Origin of the sequence: Mycobacterium fragae, from assembly GCF_002102185.1 — a bacterium.
Lineage (GTDB): Bacteria > Actinomycetota > Actinomycetes > Mycobacteriales > Mycobacteriaceae > Mycobacterium > Mycobacterium fragae.
The window spans coordinates 1-23153 of sequence record NZ_LQOW01000018.1 but is presented as its reverse complement, the minus strand read 5'-3'; the positions used below and the strand labels follow the sequence as shown (position 1 = coordinate 23153).

The following is a 23153-nucleotide window of genomic DNA, read 5'->3' as shown; positions in this document are numbered from 1 at the left end:
CGACCGGTTAAGGCTTGATCCGGATCTTGCCCGGTGACCACCACCCGCTGCGGGTGGCTGTCCCTAGCTCGAGGTCGGCCGGGCGGGCTTGCACGATCGTGTCGAACTTGCGCAGCGACCCCCAGTCGCGGCCCCAGTCGCGGGACAGGTAGGTCGCCATCACGTGCGCGCGCAGCAGCACGTCGGTGATGCCGAGCAGACCGCCGTTGACGCCGTCCTCCCAGGTGTCGGTGTCCTGCTTCTTGGCGGTGTAGTCCGGCGTGATGCGGAACTTCGGAATCTCGGTGACGCCGTTGGCGTGCAGCATCGGCTGCTGGCACGGGAAGGCCAGCCCCACCGCCCAGTCCATCAGCACCGGCTGCGACGAGCCGACGTACTCCTGCAGCGAGCGCAACTCCGGCACCCGCGGCGGAGTCACCGCGACCCAGTCTTCCGGCGTCAGCGACAGGTCCTCGGCCACCACCCGGACGACGGTCGCGTCCGCGGGGATCTTCGCGCGGGGGAAGCGCAGATTGCGCCACGCCTTGGGCTGCTCGCCATACAGGTCGTCGGGCACCAGCCGCCCGGTGGCCAGCAGCTGCCCACCGGGGCCAGGCTGGCCGTATTCCAGGACCACAGTCTGACCGTCGCTGTGGCCGTGCAACACGCTGTTGCCGGCGATCTTGCCCGCCGCGGTCACCACCACCAGCGGATGCCCGTCGTCCGGGCGGGGCAACTGGTACCAGGCTGACTTGAGAATGCTTTGCTGCTGCGGACCGGTCGTGTAACTGCCGGCCACCGGAACCCGGTTGGGATCCAGACCGTACGGCAGCGGCACCGTCGATCCGTTGGTACCGGGTGTTTTCCGCTTCGTCGGCGCGTTCCAGTCGTAGTCAGTCCCTGGCTGCGGCGGGTTCACTATCCGAACCGCCTCGGCGACAGTGTGATCCGGCACGCCGTTGGGAGCGAACCCGACCGGATTCACTCCGCCCAGTGGGCCCAGCGGGCCGTAGTCACCGGGCGACGACGTCATGAAGCCGGCGTTGGTGTCGGGCTCGACCAGTACGTCATCCGCCAGGCCGCAGCCACCGGTGAAGGCCCGCAGGTTGGCCCAGCCATTGGAGTAGGTCGGGTACTGGCGTACCACACCGATCACCATCGATGCGACAAACACCAACACCATGAAGCCGGCCGCCAGCGGCACCGGCGCCGCGGTCAGTGCGCGTGCCACGCGGCCCTCCCCGGCTTCGCGCGACGCGAAGTGCAACCAGACCGCATACAACGCAGTGATTGCAAACAATACGAAAAATATTGTGCTGATCGTGATTCCATCGATCCGCGGCATTGTGCTGTTGAACGGCACACCGTAGCTGGACACATACCACCAGCCGTTCGTGGACGAGAAGCACAGCGCCAGAACGAACATGACCGCGGCAAGGAACGCCACCCGGTTGCGCGACCAGCGCAGCACGGCCGGCGACACCAGCACCGTCGTCAGCGCGGCCATCGCCGACCCCACCGCAGCGAATAACCCGAAGTGGTGCACCCATTTGGTGGGGGTGAACATGAGGAAGAACATGGTGCCGAAGATGACGCCCATCAGACGCCACGCCGGCCCGCGAGCCACGCCGGGAACCCGCTTGCGTCGCAACATGATAAACACCGCAGTGAACAAGCACAGCGCGGTGATCAGGAACCCGAACCGGCGCGACAGCGAGCCGTCCACCGTGGGCAGGATCAAATAGTAGTAGCGCAGGTTCTCGGTGTACCACGCTTGGCTGGGCCCGATGTCGCCGCGAATCCTGGTGGCTTCCAACACTGCTCGCAGTGTCTGGTCGGCGAACACCACGGTCAGCACCACGAACCCGGCTGCCAGCATCGGGGCCACCAACGGCCAGGTGCCGACCAAACGATGCCGGTGGACCAGAATTCGCAGGATGGGTCGACCGCCGGCAACCAGCGCCGCCACCGCGATCAGCCCGGTGGGCTGCACGCCGAGTGTGAACGCCGCGGTGACGACGGCCAGCGCGGCCGGCGTCAGCCGGCTGTACCGCATGGACCGTTCGATCAGCACATAGGTGATCAGCGAGCCGAGCGCGATGATCGGCTCGGGCCGCAGACCGTTGTTGAACGGCATCCACGCCGCCAGCAACACCATGGCCGCCGCCCACATCGCGGGCTTGCTGGACGCCACAGCCGGGCCAAGCCGAGGCAGTACCTCGCGGGACAACAGGAGCCAGCACACCAGCCCGGCGACCAAGTCTGGCAACCGAATCCAGATGCTTTGGTCGCTGACATGGGTCATCAGCGCAAGCAGGTTGTAGTACCAGCCGAACGGGTCCTCGGGGCTGCCGAACCATCGGAAGTAGTTGGACATGTAGCCGGCGTGATCGGCGACGCGGGCCATGCCCAGGATGTAGCCGTCGTCGGAGGAGTTGGCACCGATGACATGCCACAGCAGGAACGCGACGATCACCGTGGCGTCGGTCCAGGTGAAGAATCGCCAACTGGCCGGGATGAGGCGGCGCATACGGCGGCCGTCCATTTGGTCCAGCCGCCACAGCGCGACCAGCGCGACGATAGTGGCCGCGATCGCCAGCACCATCGCGGTGAGCTTGAGAATCGTTGGCCTGGTGGAGAATCGGGTGTCGATGGTGGCTGACAGCTGCAGCCCCGGCGGCGCGGGCCCGGTCATATCGGTGAACACGCCGACGATCTGCGGGCGCAGGTTGGGGTCGTCGAAGCCCGACGGCGCTCCGGCCGGCCCGGGCAGTCCGACGAACGTGGCGAAGGTGCCTGCGTGGGTAGAGGTGACTTCGATGCGGGAACATCCCGGGCCGCTCAGCTGGCTGCGCGGCACGCTGGCGATCACCACGTTGCGGTCGGTGACGTCCACCCGCTGGGCGGTGACGTTCACGAACAAACCGTCGAGTGTGGCGTCTCTGCCTTGTTTGGGTGCAGTGCCCAGCACCAGCCCGCCCTTCGGCGGCATCGCCTTAGCCACGCTGCACGGCACAGTGACCGTCATCGCGACCGGCGTCTGCGAAATCAGCGGCGCGGTCACGTTATTCATCTGGCCATGTTGCGGCCAGCTCAGTGTTGCGGTGGTCTGCACCACAGGTAGCAGCGGGGTAGCGACCGACAGTACGAATCCGATCAGCCCGGCGATCGTCGCGACCCAGCGCGCCACCTGCACGTCGCGGACGGCGTCTTTGGTGGCGGCGGGTTCCGCTTCGCGAGTTACTGTCATGGCAATGCTCGAATCGGTCCTTGCCGGCTCCAGCCGTACACGGTGACGACGCCTTGCTCGATCCGGGCGTTCGGCGCCTTGTCGGGCGCCACCACCCGGTTGTATTTCTCCACCGATCCCCAGTCCCGGTACCAGTCGCCGCTCAGGTAAGTGGGGATGGTGGAGGTCCACAGCAGTGCCTGGGTGAACAGGAAGGGTCCACCCGATTTGGACGCCTGCCACAGGTTCGACGACGACGCTGTCTGCTTGTGATCGGGCAGGATCCGATACTGCGGAAGTTCGGCCACACCAAGGTGTTCGGAGAACGGCCGCTGGCAGGGGAAATTCGCTGCGGTCGCGATGTCCATCAGCACCGGCGTCTGCGACCCGACCAACTGCTGCAGGCTTTGCAGCACCGGTACCCGCGGCGGCGTGAACGCGAACCACTGGTCGGAACTCAAGTTGGGGTCATAGGCGACGATGCGGGCGACGTTGGCCTCCGGCGGCGCCAACGCCAACGGGAAGCGCAGATTGCGCCAAGCCGGTTGGGGGCCAAGGTCGATCGGATACATCTGCCCGAGCGGCTGGGTGGTGCCGTCGGGACGGGTGACGCCCCATTCCAGTTTGAGCTGTTGCCCGTACGTGAAGTCGCCGTCCTCTTTGTAGGACCAGATTTCCCCCGCCGCAGTGACCACCACCAGCGGGCGATCAGGTTTCCGTGGCGGTAATTGGTACCAGGCCGACGTGGCCGTCGCGGCCAGGTTGTTCTCGCCGTAGCTGCCCATCACCGGGGTGCGCGCGGGATCCAGCCCGAAGGGCAGCGCCGCGTGCGACCCGTTGACCCCGACCGGCCCCTTGCCGCCGGCTGTGCCCGCGGAGTCACTCATGGCCGCATTGGGTTTGTTGGGTGATGCGTCTGAATTGACCACACCGGGCTTGGTCACCACCGGGTCGGATTGCAGGTCGTCGCCCACACCCTCGGGTTTGAACCCGACCGGATTGATGCCGCCGAGTGCGCCGGCCGGTCCGAATTTCTGGCCCGGAACCGGTTGCAGCATACCGGCATTGGGATCGGGTTCGGCCAACACGTCATCGGCCATCGCGCAGTTGGAAAGCCCGGACGTTATGGCCGCCACGTTGGCCTTGGCGGTGGTGTAGAGCGGGTAGCGGAACACTGCGCCCTTGGCCATCGACGCGAATTCGCCGAGGACCATGATGACGGCCACCACCAGCAGCGGCGTGGAGGCCAGGAAGCGGTTGCGCCGGTTGTCCTTGACTTCGGTGTGCCCGGCGTAGTCCATCCGGAAGTGGTACCAGGCGGCCAGCAGGCCGGTGAAGATCGACAGCGTCAGGAACATCGACGTCACCGGGTGGCTGGCGATGACGGGCTGGATGTCATACCACGGCACTCCGTAATTGCCGACGTAGAACCAGCCGTTGATGCCGGAGGTGGCCCACGCCAGCACGAACAGCAACGCCGTGATGTAGAGCGTGAGGTTGCGTCGACTATGCAGGCCGATCCGGGCGACGCTGAACGCCGTGACCGCACCCAGTGCACCGGCTAGTCCGGCGAACGCGCCGAATTGGATGGCCCACTTCGTGGGAGTAAAGGTCAACAGCAGCAGGCCGATTGCGGTGGCGCCGATCAGCCGCCAGGCCGGCCCGCTGGCCAAACCCGCTACCCGACCGCGTCGCAACAGCACGAACAGCACCCCGAACATGCACAGCAGCAGGACCAGCACGGCGAATCGCCGCGACATCGACCCGTCCGGATTGCTCTCGACCGTCAAAAAGTAGTAGCGCAGGAATTCTTGGTACCAGGCGATCGTCGGACCGACCTTGTACTTGATGCGTGCCGACTCGGCGACCGTGGCCAATGTTTGACTGCGGAACACCACCACGACGATCAGCGACAGCGACGCGGCCAGGACTGCCAGCGGCGCCAACAGGCCGTCGGCCGCGCGTCGCCGCGCGATCATCCGCGCGATCGCCCGCGCGCCGCTCAGTAGCGCGGCGATACCGATCAACCCTTGCGGCGCCAGCGTCGCCGTCAGCATCGCCACGACGATCGCCACCGCCGCGGGGACCAACTGGCGGGTGGCGATCGCCTTCTCCACCAACACCCACGTGACGACCACGCCCAGGGCGATCAGCGGTTCGGGCCGCAGACCGTTGTTGAACGGCAGCCAGGCGGCGAGGAACACCGCGCCCGCGGTCCACACCGCCACCCGGTTCGCGGCCAGGCCGCCCTTGCCGGGGCCCAGTCGCCGCAGCATGTAGTGGCTGATGATCAGCCAGCACCCGATGCCGGCCAGGGTCGCGGGTAGGCGCATCCACACCCCGGCGGTGCTCACCGACGCCAGGTGCGCCAGCACCGCCGGATACCAGTCGAACGGCGCCTCGCTGGTCCCGAAGAACCGGTAGTAGTTGGCGAGGTATCCGGCCTGCTTCGAGACCCGGGCAATGGTCAAGTTATAGCCGTCATCCGACGAGGTCGCCCCGATGAGGTGCCAGACCGCCAGGGTGCCGACGACGCCGACGTCGGCGAGCCAAGTAGCCATGCCCGCGCGGAACCAGTGCCGCCAGTTAGCGGGGGTTCGCCGCCCCGATCGCCGGTCGAGGACGGCCATTGCCACGATCGCGGCCAGCACCGCGAGTGCGCCCAGGGTCATCACAGCGGTCTTGAGCAGCGTGGGCGTGACGATGAACCGCGTGTCGACGTCGACGCGCGCCGACAACCCCGGCTGGGCGGGCACCCTCAGGTCGGTGAAGATTCCGCCGACTTGCGGTTTCTTCTCGGGTGCGAGGGTGCCGACAGCGCCGGGGATCCCGACGAAATCCGCGCCCGCCCCGCCGACGCCGGCCCAGATGTGCAGCACACTGCAGGCGCCGGCGGCGACCGCCGGGCGGGGGGCGACCGCCGCTACCGAGTCCCGGAAGGCGACGACGACGGCGTCCTTATTGGCGCGGACGAACAGCCCGCTCTTGCCGGTCTCGAACCCGTCGGCGGGCAACGTCGAAAGCACCAGCCCACCTGCGGCGGGCAACGTGGCGATCGCCTTGCACGGGATAGAGATGTCCAGCGCCCGCGGCGCCCCGGATACCAGCGGTGCGGTGATATCGGTGACGTGACCGTCACCGGTCAGTCCTTGCGGCCAGAGGATCGTCGCGGTGGTCTGCTTCACCGGAAGCAGTGGCACCACGCCGCACAGCAGCACACCGGCGATGCCTGCGACGATGGCAACCAGTCGTGCGATCGGATACGTCGATCGCTCACCATCGTCTTGGGGCACGAGGGTCGATCGTATGCGACGCAGTTAGGTGTTCCGACGATGCCGCCCGCGCGGCGGCCCAGCCAGCGATTAGTGCCGCAGCGGCGCGGGACTCCACAGCCCGCTGCGTGTCGCCGACCCCAGGTCGAGGCGCGCCGGCGACGCGTCGGGGTAGTAGGGCGTCAGTTGCTGCAGTGCGCCCCAGTCGCGGGACCAGTCGTCGTTCAGATAGGTCGGGACGGTCGTCGCGCGCACCAGCAACTCGGTGATGCCGAGCGGCCCGCCGCCGTTCTTGTCCATCACCGGTGAGTTCGCCTCGGCGCCGAACCGATCGGGCAGGATCCGCCACTTCGGTACCTCGATGACGCCGTTCTGGTGGCCGAACGGTCGCTGGCACGGGAAGGCCAGGCCGACCAGCCAATCCAGGAGCACCGGTTGAGTCGAGCCGACCACGTTCTGCAGTGTGCTCAGCCGCGGGATCCGGGGCGGAGTGAGCGCGATCCAGTGCTGAGGCGCCAGGTCGTCATCGGTGGCGATCAGCCGCACCTGGGTGGCGTTGCGCGGCACCGCGGAGAGCGGGGCCCGCAGGTTGCGCCAGGCCGGCGCGGCCCCGACGTCGGCGAATCCCATTGCGCCGGAAGGCTTTCCGTCATCACCGGCCCACTGGATCTGCACCTCGCCGGGATCGAATCGGCCCGCCGCCGATACCACCAGCAGCGGCCCGGCCTCGTCACGTGGGGGGAGCCGGTACCAGGCCGACCGCAGCTGCGCAGGCGCCTGAACCCCGGATCGCCAACTGCCCAGGACCGGCGTCCGAGCGGGATCGAGGTTGTAGGGCAGCCGGGCGCGCGAGCCGTTGATTCCCGGTGCGGCGGTGGTGCCGCCCTCGGTGCCGGCCTCGCTGCTGGTGACCAGTCTGTCGTCGCCCACGAAACTGCTGTCGCCCGGGCGTTCCATCACCGGATCGGCGGACACGTCGGCGGGAATGCCGTTGGGATCGAAGCCCTCGTCCAAGCCGGCGGCCAGCGCGTCCTTCACCGACTTCCCGACCGGGGACAGCATGCCCGCGTTGGGGTCCAGCTCGACGAGCACGTCGTCGGCCATTCCGCAGGTCCTGCCGGTCAGCGCTTGCAGATTGGAGCGCCCGACCGACCACGCCGGGTATTGGTCGGTCATCCCAAGAGTCAGCGACGCCACCTCGAACAAGACCAGCACCCAGGCCGCAATGCCCAACGGGGACCGGATAATTCGGGTGAGCCGCGATCCGTGCCGACGCCCGGGGCCGGCACCGTTGTTGACGAAGTGGAACCACGCCGCCACCAGAAGGACCAGCACGGTGAGCGCCAGGAGCACCGTGGTGAACCCGAACCGCCACTCCGGGAACGCATTCGACCACGGCACACCGAAATTCGAGACATACCACCAGCCGTTGACACTGGCGAACGACAGCGCCACCACGAACAGCACCACCGCCGCGAACAGGGTGCGGTTGCGTCGCGACCGCATCGCGGCCGCGGTCACCGCGACGGTGGCCAGCGCCCCCAACGAGCCGGCCAGCCCGGCGAACACCCCGAAGTGGTGGGTCCACTTGGTCGGGGTGAACATCATCGCGATGAACGAGATGACGGTGATGCCGATGATGCGGCGGCTGGGCCCGGCGGCGGTGCCCGGAATTCGGCCCTTGCGCAACGCCATTGCCACCGACACCGCAAGCGCGACGAGCAATGCCAGCACCGCGAAGCGGCGAGCCACCGACCCGTCGGGGCTGGCCATGAACAGTCGCTCGTAACGGATGTGCTCGTCGAACCAGCTCAGGCTGGGCCCGACCACGGATTTGAGCGTGCTGGCCTGGATCTCACCGGTGAAGGTCTGGTCCCGGAAGATCAGGATCACGGTCACCGTCGCGGCCGCGAGCAGCGGCGCGACCAGCGGCAGCACGCCGAACTGCCGGGTGCGGCGGTGCAGGATGGTGCGCAGCGGCCCGATCGCCACCAGCAACGCCCCGATCGAGGCGATACCCGTCGGCCCGGAGAACAGGGTCAGCGCGCCGACGATGCAGGCGACCGCCACCGGCAGCAGCCTGCTGGTGGCGACCGCGCGCTCCACCGAACACCACGTCAGCAGGATGCCCAGGGCGATGATCGGCTCGGGCCGCAGGCCGTTGTTCAGCGGCAGCCAGAACGCCAGGAACATGCCGGCGGCCGTCCAGGCCGCCGCCCGGTTTGTCTTCACGGCATGTCCCAGCCGCGGGATGACTTCACGGCTGATCACCCACCAGCAGGCCAGCGCCATGAGCAGGGTGGGCAGCCGCATCCAGATGCTGGCGGTGGTGACATGAGCCCACAGCGCCAGCAGGTCGTAGTACCAGCCGAACGGCGCCTCCGGGGTACCGAACCAGCGGTAGTAGTTGGCCATGTATCCGGCGTGCTCCGACACCCGGGCCATGGTCAGGATGTAGCCGTCGTCGGCGGTATTGGCCCCGACGAAGTGCCACCACACCAGCACCGCGGTGACCAGGGCGTCGAGGCCGGTGATCGACCACCAGCGCGGCGGCAGGAAGCGGCGGTGCCGGCCGGCCCCAGCGGTTTCCAAGGCCCTGTCCAGGATGTGCAGTGCGACCAGCGCGGCGACGGTCAACACCACCCCGAGGATCATCGCTGCCAGCTTCAGCCAGGTCGGGGAGGTGCTGTACCGGGTGTCGAGAGTCGCCGAGAAGCTCAGGTCCGGTGGGGCCGGACCGCTCAGATCGGTAAAGACCCCGACGATCTGTGGCCGGAAGTCATAACCTGTACGCTCGCCGCGCAACGCTGCGCCGGGATGGTCTGCATTGGGGCCCTGGCGCAGCCCGACGAATTCGCCCGCGACCTTGTCGGCGTGCGCGGTGAAGGTCAGCCGCTGGCATGCCTGGCCGAGCACCTGGCTCAGCGGCGCCACCACCACCGGGGTGTTGCGGACGATGAGCAGCAGATCGTCGTTCACGCGCTCGATCAACAAGCCCCGGTCGACGGCTTTCGGCGCCTGCTTGGGCACCGTCGACAGAAGCATCGCCTTGGTTTTGGTGAGCCCGGCGGCGGCCTGGCACGGGACGCTGATGGACAGGTCGGTGGCCACATAGCCGATCAGAGGTGCGTCGACGCTGCTCAGTACACCGTTTTGCGGCCAATTCAATTCGGCGGTGGTCTGTTTGACCGGCAGCAGCGGGGTGGCGAGCGCCAGCAGGGCCCCGAGCAGTCCGGCGACGACGGCGACGACCCTGGCTCCCCGGTAGTTTGCTCCGGCCCCGCTCAATTTGCGCCGCTCCTCCTCATCGCTTCGCTCTGCATCGTCGACGGCGCGGCTCACGGGGCTAGATCGTAGTTGCCCGGCCTGGGCGGTTCCGGTGGCCATTAGCCTGCGGTCCGGATCGCCAACACGAACGGGCCGATGTCTTTGACGGTGAAGTGTGGGTCGGCGAACAGGGCGGCTTTGAGGTCCACTGTGTAGCGGCGGACGTTGGGTTGGTTGGGGTAGACGTCTTCGGCCAGCCGCAGCGTGTATGTCTCGTTTGCGCCGCGGCGCATCAGGAAAACGGTCGGCGGCTGCCAGGGCAGCGTGTCGAGCGCGTGGATGAACTGATCGCTGCGCTTGAGTTTGGACCAGCTCTTGATCGCCGCCGCCCGCTTGTCGAACTGCGCCAACGGGTTGGCGTAGTGCGAGGTCAATCCCTGAAAGCCCCAATACGGGTAGTAGGACAGGAAGCTGTAGTCGGCGGTGAGCATGACGATCTGGTCGCGCGGTTTGCCGGTGACCCGGGTGATCGCGGCGTCGATCGCCGAATAGTACTTCTCCGAGCTGGGCGGACGGCGGTCACCGCGCTGCCCGTGGCCGTCTGTGTCGGTGTAAGCGATGGTGAGGTCGGGCCGCAGGACGTTGGGAATGTCCTGGCTGAACGCGATCGCTCCGGTCAGCCCGATCGCGGCGGCCACCGGGATGACGGCGCGATGCCGCGCGGCCAAGACCCGGGTGGCCTCGACGAAGCCGAACACCCCGGCGGCGGCCAGCAGTACCGTCAGCGTCGGTTGCAGCCGAAACGACAGCAGGGTGGTGCGCGCCAGCGTGGTCAGCATCGACAGCAGCGACCACAGGTAGACGGCCAGCACCCCGATCGCCAGCCCACCCGCCCGCACCGACGAACGAGCGCGCACCACCAGCCACAGCGTCCCGAGCATGCACAGCGCGCCGAGCAGCGTGAACTGCAGCATCGGGAAGGTCAGCTCGGCGCCGTCGGCCGGCAGGTAGTGCTGGGCGCTGCCGGTGTTGCTGACCTCGCTATGGGCCGCCCGCAACAGGAACGGCAGCCAGGTCGTCGCCCCAATGGCCGCTGCGATCACCGCGATGACCGCCACTCGGATCAACGGGTCGACCGCTGCGCGGACGCCTTGGCCCCATCGGGACGCGGCCATCAGCGCGGCCATCAGCGCCATGGTGAACGCGCTGTAGGCAACCAACAGCGTGTACCACGTGGCCGCGAACCCCAGGAAGATGCCCGCGCCGATCACCGCCGCCCATCCCCCGCCGCGTGCGCCGCCGCGCAGCCCGGCCCAGGTCAGCACCAGCACCGGCGGCAGCAGCACGGTGATCATCGCCGAGTACGGTTCGGGCGAGCTGTAGGCCAGCGTCACCGCGGCGCTCGCGGCGGTCACGATCAGCGCGTACTCGAAGCGGATCATCCGCGACCACAACACCAACGCCACGGCGACCGCGATCGTGATCGAGGTGATCGCCCACGGCTTGTACATCTCCCACGCCGGTGTTCCGGCCAGCGCCGCGACACGTCCACCGATCCAGAACCAGCCCGGCGGATAGAACGGCGGCAGGCCGATGTAGGTCATGTCGGCCAACGAGGAGTTGTCGGTCAGCCGGGTCAGGTATTCGGTGCGGAACTGCTGGTCGACGGAGATGCCGAACAGGTAGAGCTTGGTGGCACCCAACGGCATCGCGAGCGTCACCACCGAGAACGCCGATACGAACACCAACGCGGCCAGTCGGGCCAGCCAGCGCGCCGTCCCGCGCCTCCACAGCCAGCCGGCGGCCAACAGCCCGGCGATGCAGCCGACCTGCCCGACCGTGGTCAGCGCGTGCAGCTGGTTCGACGACGGGTAGGCCGGCCACTCGACGCGCGCGATCGCGACCAGTGAGATCACCGAAACCACCACGGCGACGGCCGTCGCGACCGCCATATGGCCGACGGTGGCCAGCGCGTTCCGCATCTAGATGGGCAGCTTGCGGAAGATCGGCCGCGGGATGTGCCGCAGCACCATCATCACGTAGCGGAAAGCACCGGGCGCCCAGACGAGTTCCTTGCCCTTCGCGGATGCGGTCACCGCCAGGTTGGCGACGTACTCCTTGTCGACGGTCAGCGGGGCTTCCTTGAGGTGCGCGCTCATCCGGGTTCGCACCTGGCCGGGACGGATGACCAGGACGTGAACCCCGAATTGCTTCAACGCCTCACCCAGGCCGAGGTAGAAGCCGTCCAGGCCGGCCTTCGTGGAGCCGTAGACGAAGTTGGATCGTCGCACCCGTTCACCGGCCGCCGAGCTCATCGCGATGATCCGGCCGAAGCCCTGCGCGCGCATCTTCTCCCCCAGCAGCACACCGACGGAAACCGCTGCCGTGTAGTTGATTTCGGCGATCTGCACCGCCTTGCGCTGGTTCTGCCAGAGTTCCTCGGCGTCGCCGAGCAACCCGAATGCCACGATCGCGACGTCTATATCACCACCGGCGAACGCGGCGTCGATCACGGCGGGATGGCTGTCGGTATCGACCGCGTCGAAGTCGATCAGCTCGACCGATTTCGCACCGGCGGCCTTCATTTGGGCCACCGCGTCGTCGCGGCCAGGGTCGTCGGGCAGGCAGGCCAACAGGATTCGGGCGTGTGCGTTCTGCAGGTAGCGCTCGCAGATCGCCAGTCCGATCTCCGACGTGCCGCCGAGCAGCAGGATGCTTTGAGGATTGCCTACCGCGTCAAAGACCATTTAGAGCAGCTCCAAACGTCGGGCCATGTCCGAGGCGAACACGCCGGCCGGGTCGACCTTGCGGCGCACCGCGATCCATTCGTCGATGCGCGGATACATGGCGTGGAAGATGTCGGCGGTGGTGCGGGAGTCCTTGGCGGTGTAGAGCCGGCCGCCGAATTCCAGCACCCGCTTGTCGAGTTCGTCCAGGAATTCGCCCAGCCCGGGCTTGATTTGGAAATCGACGCAGACGTTCCACCCCGGGATCGGGAAGCTCAGCGGCGCGCGGTTGCCGGGGCCGAAAAGCTTGAACACGTTGAGGAACGAATAGTGCCCGGAGCGCTGGATGTCATACAAGATGCCCTTGAACTCCTCGACCGCCTCGGTGGGCACCACGAACTGATATTGTCCGAAACCCGCTGAGCCGTAAGCCCGGTTCCACTCACCGACCATGTCCAGTGGGTGATAGAACTGTGTCAGGTTCTGCGCCTTGCCGCGGTATGTTCGCGACTTGCGGTACCAGAGTTCGGTCATGGCACCGAAGATCAGCTTGTTGCCCAGGCCGTTGGGGAAGATGTCGGGCGTTGTGAAGAACTGCGGCGCATCGAATTTCAGCGGATCGCGTTGCAGCTTCTTGGGTAGCTGGTCAAGCTTCGCCAGCGAGCCCCGTGAGATGGCGGCCCGGCCCAGCTTCGGTGGCGCGCTGATCGCGTCGAACCAGGCCGACGAGTAGGTGTAGTTGGCCTCGCTGCCGTCGCTGTGGAAGGCGATGGTCTCCTCGAGGCTCCCGGTGACGTCCCCGTCGGCGATGAAATATGCGGTCTCAGTTGGCGTCATCGCGATGGTGGCGCGCAAGATGATCCCTGTCAGCCCGTTGCCACCGGTGGTGGCCCAAAACAGTTCGGCCTCTTCCCCGTCCGGGGTGAGGTGGCGAATTTCGCCGTCGGCGGTCAGCAGCTGCATCGACCGGACGTGGTTGGCGAAGCTGCCTGCGCTGTGGTGGTTCTTGCCGTGGATGTCGCAGGCGATCGCCCCGCCGACGGTGACCTGGCGGGTGCCGGGCAGCACCGGCACCCACAGCCCGAACGGCAGCGCCGCCCGCATCAGCTGGTCGAGGTTGACCCCGGCGTCGACGTCGGCCAAGCCGGTGTCGGCGTCGATCGAGTGGATCCGGTTCAGCGGCGTCATGTCAATCACCAACCCGCCGCCGTTCTGGGCGTTGTCGCCGTAGGAGCGACCCAGCCCGCGGGCGATCACACCTCTAGCCCCGGCGTCAGCAGTCCGGGCCACCGCCTTGGCGATCACCTCGGGATCGCGGGTGGAGAGAACCTGCGCCACCGATGGCGCGGTGCGCCCCCACCCGGTCAGCCGGGCGGGGGTGGTCGGAACGTCACCGCTGAACATCGTCAAAGAGGGTACCGCCTACCCGGGCAGCTCCCCCTGCTACGCGGGGGTGCCCCCACCGCGCAGCCGGAAGATCACGGAGCGCTGCACCACGAAGTTGATCACCGAGGCGGTGCCCTGCGCGATCACGAACGCGACCGGCACCGCCCAGGTCCGGTAGTCCAGCAGAGCCAGGCACAGGTGGTTGAGCCCGACCTGAACCGCGAAGGTGATCCCGTAGAGCGCCATGACGACCAGGAACCGCGCCGTGCTCGGCGGCGCTTGGAATGTCCACCGGCGGTTGATCAGGTAGGCGGTAATGGTGCCGGCGACAAAGCTGGTGGCCTTGGACACGTCCACCTGCAGGCCCACTGCTTTGTAAAGCAGCACGTAAAGCCCGAAGTCGACGATCGCCGACAGTCCGCCGGTGACGACAAAGCGCCACACCTGCGTGGTCAAACTCAGGTGGGTGCGCGACGGGGCAATCTCGGCCATCGCCGGGAGTCTACGGGTCGGGCGGCCTACGTCGGATATTTGACGTCCAGCAGCTCGACCTGATTTTCCCCTTGCGGCGTCGTGTAGGTGACGGTGTCGCCGGCTTTCCGCCCCGCCAGCGCCAGGCCCAACGGACTGCCCGCGGTCAACGTCTCGGCCTCACCGCCGATGGGAGTCTCCTCGATGACGGAGATCACCTGCATCTTCACGACGGCACCGTCTGGGAACCGTAGCTTCACCACCGTGCCACCGGGCAGCGTGTCGGTTCCATTCGACGGCGACGGACCGGCCCGCAGCAACCTGTCGAGCTCGCCGATCCGCTCGTCCAGCCCGGCCAGTTCGTCCGCGCGCTGGATGGCGTCGGCGGCATCCGCGTGATCGCTGACACTGCCGCGGTCGTTTCTGACCTCGACCTCCAGGCGATCACGCCGTTCCCGCAGCCGGGCCAGCTCCGCGTTGATGCGATCTCGCGATGCACCAGCGAGCCCCTTCGATTCGGCTTCCTCGCTCACAACCGTCGACCTTTCGTGGCGCGACCGCGAGTCCTACCGCCGAGCGCCGAGAGTGCGTCAGTAACCGTTCGCTGATTATCCAATAACGCGACCAGTGCGCTTGGTGGTGTTTCCACACGACGGGCTGGTCAAACCCAGTAGGGCACCCGGGCACGGTACTGGCGCATCGCGAAGCCGGCCAGCACCCATCCGATGAGCGTCAGCACCACCACCACCGCCCAGTGCCGAAGCTCTTGGTGGGCGCCGAGCAGCGGGGCGCGCACGATATCGAGGTAGTGCAGCAGCGGGTTGAGCTCGACGATCTTCGACCAGCGTTCCGCGCCCTGCTGGTGCAGGGTGTCGTCGTTCCAGATGATCGGTGTCATGAAGAACAGCAGCTGGACGATGGAAAACAGCAGCGGACCGATGTCGCGGTAACGGGTCGCCAGGATGCCGAAGCACAGCGACACCCATACGCAGTTGAGGACGATCAGCCCCAGCGCCGGGATGACCGACAAGTCGGCCCACGACCACGGCTTCGGGTAGATGATCGCGATGACGATATAGATGACGATGTTGTGCGCGAACAAGATCATCTGGCGCCACACCAGCCGGTAGACGTGCACGGACAGCGGTGTGGGCAGTTGCTTGATCAGGCCTTCGTTGGCGACGAACACCTCGGCGCCCTCGAGGATGGCCGCGTTGATCAGGTTCCAGATGATCAGCCCGAGCGTGACGTACGGCAGATGGATCGACAGCTCCAACCGGAACAGCTTGGAGTACAGGCCGCCCATCGCGACGGCCGTGGTGCCGGTCGCGATCGTGATCCAGAACGGCCCCAGCACCGAGCGGCGATACCGCTGCTTGATGTCCTGCCAGCCCAGGTGCAGCCACAGCTCGTGACGGCGATAGCCGTCGACCAGGTCACGCCAGGCCCGGGTGAGAGTTTTGGACTGCGACGCGGCGTCGATGAGCGTCATGGCCGACCGAACCTCTCCCGCCGCCCCAGGCGGCGCAGCCGTAGCCACTCCAGCAGACCCTTGGGGTCGCGGCGGGACACCAGGAAAAACCAGCCGAACCGCAGCCATTCCTGAGGCAGCAGCCGACGCAGACCCGGTTGCGACATCAGGTAGCCGCGATTGCGGTAGGTGAAGTACCGCTTGGCGGGGTCCTCCGGATATTGGGTGTGCATTCGGCCGGCGAGGATCGGCTTGAACTCGGCGGACCCGCAGGGGTGCAGATATACCGCGTTCAGGCAGGTTCCGAACGCCAGCCCGGAGCGGACCAGCCTGCGGTGCATCTCGACCTCGTCGCCGCGGATGAACAACCGCAGGTCTGGGACGCCGATCGCCTCGAAGGCCGACGCGGCAAAAAGCGCGCCGTTGAACAGCGACGCGATGCCGCTCAACAGCTCCTGGTCGTTGCCGGTGCGCAGCTCGCTGACTCGTCTACGCCACACCAGACCGCGGCGCAATGGAAACGCAAGCAGTTCCGGATCGTCGGCGTTGCACACCATCGGCGACACCTCTGCCAGGCCGTGCTTCTCGGCGCACGCCAGCAGCGTCGCCAGCACTTCGGTGTCCTGCGGGCGGCCGTCGTCATCGGCCAGCCATACCCAATCGGCCCCCAAGGCCAGCGCATGCAGGATGCCGAGCGCGAAACCCCCTGCGCCACCGAGGTTTCGGCGTGAACCCAGATACGTGGTTGGGATCGGCTGGCCGCTGACCAAATCACGGACATGCTCGTCATGCCCGTTGTCGACCACGACCAGGTGATCCGGCAGCCGGCTTTGGGTGGTCAGTGCGTCCAGCGACTTGGCCAGCTCGTCGGGCCGGCGGTGGGTCACCACGACGGCGCAAACCGAAGTCACCCCGACACCTCGTCCGCGGTGGTGGTTTCTTCCAGCACTTCACGCACGTGCCGTGCCGCCTCTTCGCCCTCGTAGGCACGCACGACGTCCTCGATGCCGCCCGTCATCCGGACCACGCCGTGGTCGATCCACATCGCGGTCTTGCACAGCCGCGCGAGGAACTCGTTGGAATGGCTGGCGAACACCAGGATCCCGGAGCGCTCGACCAGTCGTTGCAGCCGGGTCTGGGCCTTCTTCAAGAAGTCGGCGTCGACGGCGCCGATACCCTCGTCGAGCAACAGGATCTCCGGGTCGATGCTGGTGACCACGCCCATCGCCAGCCGCACCCGCATCCCGGTGGAATACGTGCGCAGCGGCATCGACAGGTAATCGCCGAGTTCGGTGAACTCGGCGATCTCGTCGACCTTGGCCAGCATCTGCCGCCGGGTCTGGCCGAGGAACAGGCCGCGGATGATGATGTTCTCGTAGCCGGAGATCTCCGGGTCCATGCCGACGCCCAGATCGAACACCGGGGCCACCCGTCCGGTCACCATGGCCGAGCCCCGCGTCGGCTCGTAGATGCCCGAAAGCAGCCGCAGCAGAGTCGATTTCCCGGCACCGTTGTGGCCGACCAGCCCGACGCGGTCACCTAATTCCAACGACATGGTGATGTCGCGCAGCGCCTCGATCACGACCACGTTGGAGGCGTTACGCCCGATCGTGCCGCCCAGAAACGTCTTCTTCAGCGAGCGCGACTTGGCGTCGAAGATGGGAAACTCCACCCACGCGTTGTGCGTCTCGATATGAGGACTGTGCGGACCGCTCACCGAAGGTCTGCTTACAGGTACTGCCCGGTGCCGGACTGCCCGGGTCCGTGTCCGCCCCTGATTCCGGGCGGCAGCGCGCCCTGACGCATCTGCTCCAACTGCGCGCGGGCGGCCATCTGCTGGGCGAACAGCGCGGTCTGGATTCCGTGGAACAGCCCTTCCAGCCAGCCGACCAGCTGCGCCTGCGCGATGCGCAGCTCGGCATCCGACGGGGTGTTCTCGCTGAACGGCAGCGTCAAGCGGTCCAGCTCCTCACGCAGCTCGGGGGCCAGCCCGTCTTCGAGCTCGCGGATGCTGGTGGCGTGGATCTCGCGCAGCCGGTTGCGGCTGGCGTCGTCGAGCGGCGCGGCGCGCACCTCCTCGAGGAGCTGCTTGATCATGGTGCCGATCCGCATCACCTTGGCGGGCTGCTCGACCAGGTCGGTCAGCGACTGGTCATCGGAGTCGGAGTCCTCGTCCGTCTTGGCGGTCATCAGGCGTGGGTCAACACCGATGATCTCGATGTTGTCGTCGTTGTTGCCGTTACTCAATCCGGTGCTCCCCTCATTTGCGTCTAGCCCTTTCACGTTTTCGGAGTTGTCGGCGCACCACGCCATTCGTAGATCCTGGCTTCACCGTTGTCGTAGATCTTCGCCCACGACTTGGACTTGTCTAGTGACACTAGTCCGTCGGGCATCGTGAACCCCCGGACCGTCGGCGTGCTGGTCAGGATGTAGCGAATGTCGAGCGCGCGCACCGCCTCGGGTACCCGCCGGTCGGTGTCGGCACGCCCGGCGTAGGCCCAGAAGATGTAGCGGTAGTAGCCGGGACCGATCTGCTGGGGGTAGTCGTAGTGGGTCCACAGCGGATGCAGGTCGGCCACTGCGTACATCCACGCCGTGCCGTCGGTGTTGGCGTTGCCGATCACGGTGTCCCGCGCGCCGGGCAGGCTGGCCAGATAGGCCATGGCCTCGAGGTCTTTCCGGTCGATCATCACCGAGTCGTATTTGTCGCCGAACAGCACGAGGTGCCGCCAGAGGTAATGCCGGGCGGTGAGCACGCTGGCCACCACCAGCAGTACCGCCGTGGCCGAGACCCAGACCGGTTGGGGCAACGGCCTCGACCGCTCGCTCACCCGTTTGGCACCTGCGACCAACACCATCGCCAGCGTGAACAACGCGATACCCGCCATCGGCGTCAACAGCATCGTCACCACAGCCGTCAGCCGGCGCGGATCGTTGTAGAAAAACTGGCTGAACTGTTCGATCGCGCGGCCCGCCGGGTTGCGAAAGGGCGCCCCGGAGTAGATGGTGGCCACGGTCAGCACCAGCCAGACCGCCGGCGGCCACCAGATTCTCTTGTACAGCAGGATCGCCATGCCGATGGCCGACAGCACAACCAGGCCGTATTGGGTCGGGAAGTCGTTGAGGTGGCGGGTGTGCAGCAGCAGCGCGTCGATGACGCCTTGCTTGGCGCTCTTGAAGCTGGGGAACGCGTGCCCGGCGATGATATCGGCCTGGCGCAGCACACCGATGAACTGCGGCGCCAGTATCAGCGCGGTCGGCACCGCGATGGTGGCCAGGGTCAGGACGTCGGCGAGCCGGCCGCGCACCGGATGCCACACCGCGTCCAAAAGCCACCACGCCAATAGGGACAGGATGACGATGAACCCTCCGGTGAGGTGCACCGACAGGACGCCCACCAGCGCCAGCACGGCCACCGGGACGCGGTCGCGGTGCCGCAACGCCGAGGTGATCAACACGAACGTCGGGATCGCCACCCCGTAGGCCGCCAGGTTGGGCATCGCAGCCACACCGAACTCGACGTAGGGCACCGAGGTGAACGACGCCGACAGCGCCGCCGCGGTGGCCGACGCGCCTGCGGTGAGCCAGGTGGTGGTCACCGGGCGCAGCAGATGCCAGGTCAGCATGGCCGCGCTTGCCGGGAACAGCCAGACCGAGGCCGCCAGCGAGCTCAGCGTGTAGCCGGTGGTGGGCGCCGCGCCGGTCAGCTGGCAGAACACCGCGGCCAGGGCATGGAACACCGACGGGTAGTACAGCGGCTGGTGGGTCTCGACGTTGCGAAGCTCGCCCATGTGAGTGGACGACGCCTGGCCGGTGTCGAGGATGAAGCGCACGGTGTTGGCGTGCCAGACCGCGTCCCAGGTGCTGGGGATGGATTGCCAGTGCACCAACCCGCGGTATGCCGCCCAGAAGATCAGCGCAGCGCCCAGCATCACCCCGGCGGCCACCGTCACCGCCGGCCACCCGCCGGCCGCTCGCGATTCGCCATCGGCGTCGCGGTAGCGGTCCAGCAGCACCCGCAAACCGGCGATCACCACGACGACGACAACCAGCGCCGCCAGCGCTGTCCAACCGTTCCAAGGGATTCCGATTGCGCCGAACGGGATGATGGCCAACGCGATGACCCCGTAAGTCAGCGCGGGGCCCACCGCTATCGTGATGGGCCAAGTTAGCTGAGCGCTGCGTGCGACGATTGCCCCGGGGATGATCAGCAAAAACAATGCGATGAGCGTTCCGAACGTCAACCCCACTGGACTAGTATGGCTGGCCGGGTGACCTGGCTCGGGACGGCGGGGACGTATCTGGGCGCCCGCAACCGTCACAATCTGGGCGAATTCGCGGGATTCTTAAGGTGGCTGGCATGGCTTACGACGTCGCCCGAGTGCGCGGACTACATCCGTCGCTCGGGGACGGTTGGGTCCACTTCGACGCGCCCTCCGGGATGCTGATTCCCGACTCGGTCGGAACGACGGTGTCCACGGCCTTCCGCGGGTCGTTCCCCAGCACCATCGGTCCGCATCCGTCGGCTCAGCGCAGCGCCACCATCCTGGAGGCGGCGCGCCAGGCGGCTGCCGACCTGGTCAACGCCGACCCCCGTGGCGTGGTGCTGGGCGCCGATCGCGCGGTTTTGCTGTCGTCGCTGGCCGACGCGTCGGCCACGCGAGCCGGACTGGGCTACGAGGTGATCGTCACGCGCCTGGACGACGAGGCGAACATCGCGCCGTGGCTGCGCGCAGCAAACCGCTTCGGGGCCAGGGTGAGGTGGGCCGAGGTCGACATCGAAACCGGTGACCTGCCGTCGTGGCAGTGGGAGAGCCTGATCGGCCAGGCGACGCGACTGGTAGCTGTCACCTCGGCGTCGGGCACCCTGGGAACAGTCATCGATCTGCGTACCGTGACCAAGTTGATCCACGATGTCGGCGGTCTGGTGGTGGTCGACCATTCGGCCGCTGCACCGTATCGACTGATCGACCTCGAAGAAATCGACGCGGACGTGGTGGCGGTCAACGCCGTCGGGTGGGGCGGTCCGCCGATCGGGGCGTTGGTGTTTCGCGATCCGGCGATGATCAACTCCTTCGGATCGGTGTCGACGGACCCGCAGGCGACCGGGCCGGCGCGCCTCGAGGTCGGCGTGCATCAATTCGGGTTGCTTGCAGGCTTTGTCGCCAGCGTCGAATACCTTGCTTCACTCGATGAGTCGGCTCGTGGAACCCGCCGCGAAAGACTAGCTGTCTCAATGCAATCGGCGATGACCTACCTGGACCGGATATTCGACTACCTGATGACCTCATTGCGGTCGCTGCCGCTGGTGATGGTCATCGCCCGGCCTGAGTCTCGGATACCCGTGGTCAGCTTCGCGGTCCATGAGGTGCCGGCCGCGCGGGTGGTGCAACGGTTGGCGGACAACGGGATTCTGGCGATTGCCAACGCCAACTCGCGAGTGCTCGACGTGATCGGTGTCAACGACGTCGGCGGCGCGGTCACCGTCGGACTGGCGCACTACTCGACAATGGCAGAGGTCGACCAGTTGGTGCGGGCCCTCGCCTCCCTTGGGTAACCCCCCCGCCGAACGTCGAGTTGTTGTGCAAAACAACGGGCTTACCGCCCAACTAGTCGACGTTCGGCGCACTCAGTCGACGGTCAGCACGATCTTTCCGGTGACATGTCCCGACGACAGCAGTTGATGCGCCTCGGCGGCCTGCTCGATCGGCATCCGCGCGCCGGTGACCGGCCGGACGCGTCCGTCGGCAGTCATCGGCCAGACCGATTTCGTCACCGCCTCGACGATCGCGCTCTTGCCGCTCGGACCGGCGGTCGGTCGGCCCCGCAGCGCGGTTCCGATGACCCGTGCCCGTTTGCCGATCAACTTGCCGAGGTTGAGCTCGCCCTTGATTCCGCCCTGCATTCCGATGACGATCAGCTGGCCGTCGCTGGCCAGCGCATCGAGGTTGCGGTCCAGATACGCCGCGCCCATGATGTCCAGGATCACGTCGGCGCCGGCCCCGTCGGTGGCCTCTGATATCCGCGCGACGAAGTCCTCATCGCGGTAGGCGATGGTGATTTCGGCGCCCAGTTCGCGGCAGAGGTCCAGCTTGGCCGGCGTCCCCGCGGTGACGGCCACCCGCGCGCCCACTGCCCGGGCGACCTGAATGCCGTGGCTTCCCACGCCGCTGGCGCCGCCGTGGATCAGGACCAGCTGCCCCTCGCTCAGGTGGGCCGTCAGCACGAGGTTCGACCACACCGTGCACGCCACTTCCGGTAGGCCAGCCGCGTCGACCAGGTCGACGCCGCCGGGAATCGGCAGGATCTGACCAGCGGGAACGGCAACGTATTCGGCGTATCCGCCGCCGGCCAGCAAAGCGCAGACTTCTTGCTCGACGGCCCATCCGCGAACATCGTCGCCGACCGCGGCGACGACGCCGGCGACCTCCATGCCGAGGATCTCGCTGGCGCCCGGCGGCGGCGGGTAGCGCCCGGCAGCCTGCAGCACATCAGCCCGGTTGACGCCGGCCGCTTTGACTTTGATCAGAACCTCGCCGCGGCCCGGCGTGACGTCGGGAACTTGTTGCCACAAGAGCTGGTCGGCGGATTCGGCGACAATGGCACGCATGGTCGTCACGCTACTGTTTCAAAGACGATGTGTCGCATAGCATGACGTAATGGGCGGCCTCATCGCCGGCCGGACAGCCAGTGAAATGCCCGGGCTGGATATCGCGGAACAGAAGTCGTGGCAGAACTTCTTGGATTCCGCTCTGCGCCTGTCGGCGACGCTCAACCGACGACTGACGGATGCACACCAGCTGTCGCTGCTTGACGTCCGGGTGTTGGACATGCTGGACAACGCACCCGACGGATCGGTGCGGATGGGTGATCTGGCCGAAGCGCTGCCGTCGCTGCCGAGCCGGCTCACCCGGCAGATCCGCCGCCTGGAGATGCAGGGACTCGTGTCCCGCCAAGCCAGCCAAGATGACCGGCGTGGGGTGATGGCCAGCATCACCGACAACGGCCGGGCGGCGGCGAGGCAAGCCATGATCACCTACGCCCAAGGCGTGCGGACCTATTTCCTCAGCCAGATGACTCGTCCGCAGATCGCGGCGATGGGGGAGAACTGCCGACGCATCAGCGCCGCGCTGAAACCATCCGGCCGGTCATCGAAGAACTAGCACCCCGTTAGGCTTGTCGGCGGTGGCGTGGCAGAGCGGCCTAATGCACTCGCCTTGAAAGCGAGAGACGGCTAAAACCGTCCGGGGGTTCAAATCCCTCCGCCACCGCGCGTGTGATGTCTCAGGACATAGGAATAGCCCGAACCCTCGTTTAGGGTTCGGGTTTTCTTTTTGGTCTGCCGCTGGAGA

Annotated in this window: 16 protein-coding genes and 1 tRNA gene; 3 read left to right on the top strand and 14 right to left on the bottom strand. The window is 67.0% G+C overall.

The window, feature by feature from the left end; all coding sequences use genetic code 11:
- Window positions 1-7 precede the first annotated feature (7 nt).
- From AWC06_RS09570 to AWC06_RS09510, 13 genes are all read right to left on the bottom strand, one after another.
- Window positions 8-3229 (bottom strand): arabinosyltransferase domain-containing protein, encoded by a 3222-nt coding sequence (locus tag AWC06_RS09570; protein ID WP_085196768.1) that lies wholly within the window; start codon window positions 3227-3229, stop codon window positions 8-10.
- Window positions 3226-6501 carry an arabinosyltransferase domain-containing protein gene (locus tag AWC06_RS09565; protein WP_085196766.1) on the bottom strand — a complete coding sequence of 1092 codons (3276 nt, stop codon included), beginning with the start codon at window positions 6499-6501 and terminating at the stop codon, window positions 3226-3228. Before AWC06_RS09565 ends, AWC06_RS09570 begins: the two co-directional genes overlap by 4 nt.
- A gap of 69 nt (window positions 6502-6570) precedes the next feature.
- Window positions 6571-9867: an arabinosyltransferase domain-containing protein gene (locus tag AWC06_RS09560; protein WP_085196764.1), complete on the bottom strand. Its 3297-nt coding sequence runs from the start codon at window positions 9865-9867 to the stop codon at window positions 6571-6573.
- Complete coding sequence (locus tag AWC06_RS09555; RefSeq protein ID WP_085196763.1) at window positions 9867-11729, bottom strand: galactan 5-O-arabinofuranosyltransferase; 1863 nt, start codon at window positions 11727-11729, stop codon at window positions 9867-9869. The genes AWC06_RS09560 and AWC06_RS09555 overlap by 1 nt, the downstream gene beginning before the upstream one ends.
- Entirely contained in the window at window positions 11730-12494 is a 765-nt protein-coding gene (gene dprE2, locus AWC06_RS09550) for a decaprenylphospho-beta-D-erythro-pentofuranosid-2-ulose 2-reductase (protein ID WP_085196761.1), read from the bottom strand.
- Window positions 12495-13877: a decaprenylphosphoryl-beta-D-ribose oxidase gene (dprE1, locus tag AWC06_RS09545; protein WP_085196759.1), complete on the bottom strand. Its 1383-nt coding sequence runs from the start codon at window positions 13875-13877 to the stop codon at window positions 12495-12497.
- A gap of 39 nt (window positions 13878-13916) precedes the next feature.
- Entirely contained in the window at window positions 13917-14351 is a 435-nt protein-coding gene (locus AWC06_RS09540) for a GtrA family protein (protein WP_085196757.1), read from the bottom strand.
- 26 nt (window positions 14352-14377) lie between these two features.
- On the bottom strand, window positions 14378-14863 hold the full coding sequence (locus AWC06_RS09535) for a GreA/GreB family elongation factor (RefSeq protein ID WP_085196755.1): 486 nt from the start codon (window positions 14861-14863) through the stop codon (window positions 14378-14380).
- Between the two features lie 128 nt (window positions 14864-14991).
- Window positions 14992-15822, bottom strand: coding sequence for a galactan export ABC transporter permease subunit Wzm/RfbD (wzm, locus tag AWC06_RS09530; protein ID WP_085196753.1), 831 nt, complete (start codon window positions 15820-15822; stop codon window positions 14992-14994).
- Entirely contained in the window at window positions 15819-16712 is an 894-nt protein-coding gene (gene glfT1 / locus AWC06_RS09525; RefSeq protein ID WP_085196751.1) for a galactofuranosyltransferase GlfT1, read from the bottom strand. The genes wzm and glfT1 overlap by 4 nt, the downstream gene beginning before the upstream one ends.
- Entirely contained in the window at window positions 16709-17518 is an 810-nt protein-coding gene (gene wzt / locus AWC06_RS09520; protein WP_085196749.1) for a galactan export ABC transporter ATP-binding subunit Wzt/RfbE, read from the bottom strand. The genes glfT1 and wzt overlap by 4 nt, the downstream gene beginning before the upstream one ends.
- A gap of 11 nt (window positions 17519-17529) precedes the next feature.
- Complete coding sequence (locus tag AWC06_RS09515) at window positions 17530-17991, bottom strand: bacterial proteasome activator family protein (protein WP_227371126.1); 462 nt, start codon at window positions 17989-17991, stop codon at window positions 17530-17532.
- An 89-nt stretch (window positions 17992-18080) separates the two neighbouring features.
- Window positions 18081-20051, bottom strand: a complete 1971-nt coding sequence (locus AWC06_RS09510; protein ID WP_085196747.1) for a DUF6541 family protein — start codon at window positions 20049-20051, stop codon at window positions 18081-18083.
- A gap of 110 nt (window positions 20052-20161) precedes the next feature.
- Here AWC06_RS09510 and AWC06_RS09505 point away from each other — a divergent pair, with 110 nt between their 5' ends.
- The gene (locus tag AWC06_RS09505) at window positions 20162-21358 is read left to right on the top strand and encodes a cysteine desulfurase-like protein (protein WP_085196745.1); all 1197 of its coding nucleotides are present in this window, start codon (window positions 20162-20164) and stop codon (window positions 21356-21358) included.
- 72 nt (window positions 21359-21430) lie between these two features.
- Here AWC06_RS09505 and AWC06_RS09500 read toward each other — a convergent pair whose 3' ends face one another.
- Window positions 21431-22411, bottom strand: coding sequence for an NAD(P)H-quinone oxidoreductase (locus tag AWC06_RS09500; protein WP_085196743.1), 981 nt, complete (start codon window positions 22409-22411; stop codon window positions 21431-21433).
- Window positions 22412-22460: 49 nt separating this feature from the next.
- Here AWC06_RS09500 and AWC06_RS09495 point away from each other — a divergent pair, with 49 nt between their 5' ends.
- Window positions 22461-22964, top strand: coding sequence for a MarR family winged helix-turn-helix transcriptional regulator (locus AWC06_RS09495; RefSeq protein WP_085196741.1), 504 nt, complete (start codon window positions 22461-22463; stop codon window positions 22962-22964).
- Window positions 22965-22985: 21 nt separating this feature from the next.
- Window positions 22986-23072 (top strand) — tRNA-Ser (locus AWC06_RS09490).
- The last annotated feature ends 81 nt before the right edge of the window (window positions 23073-23153 follow it).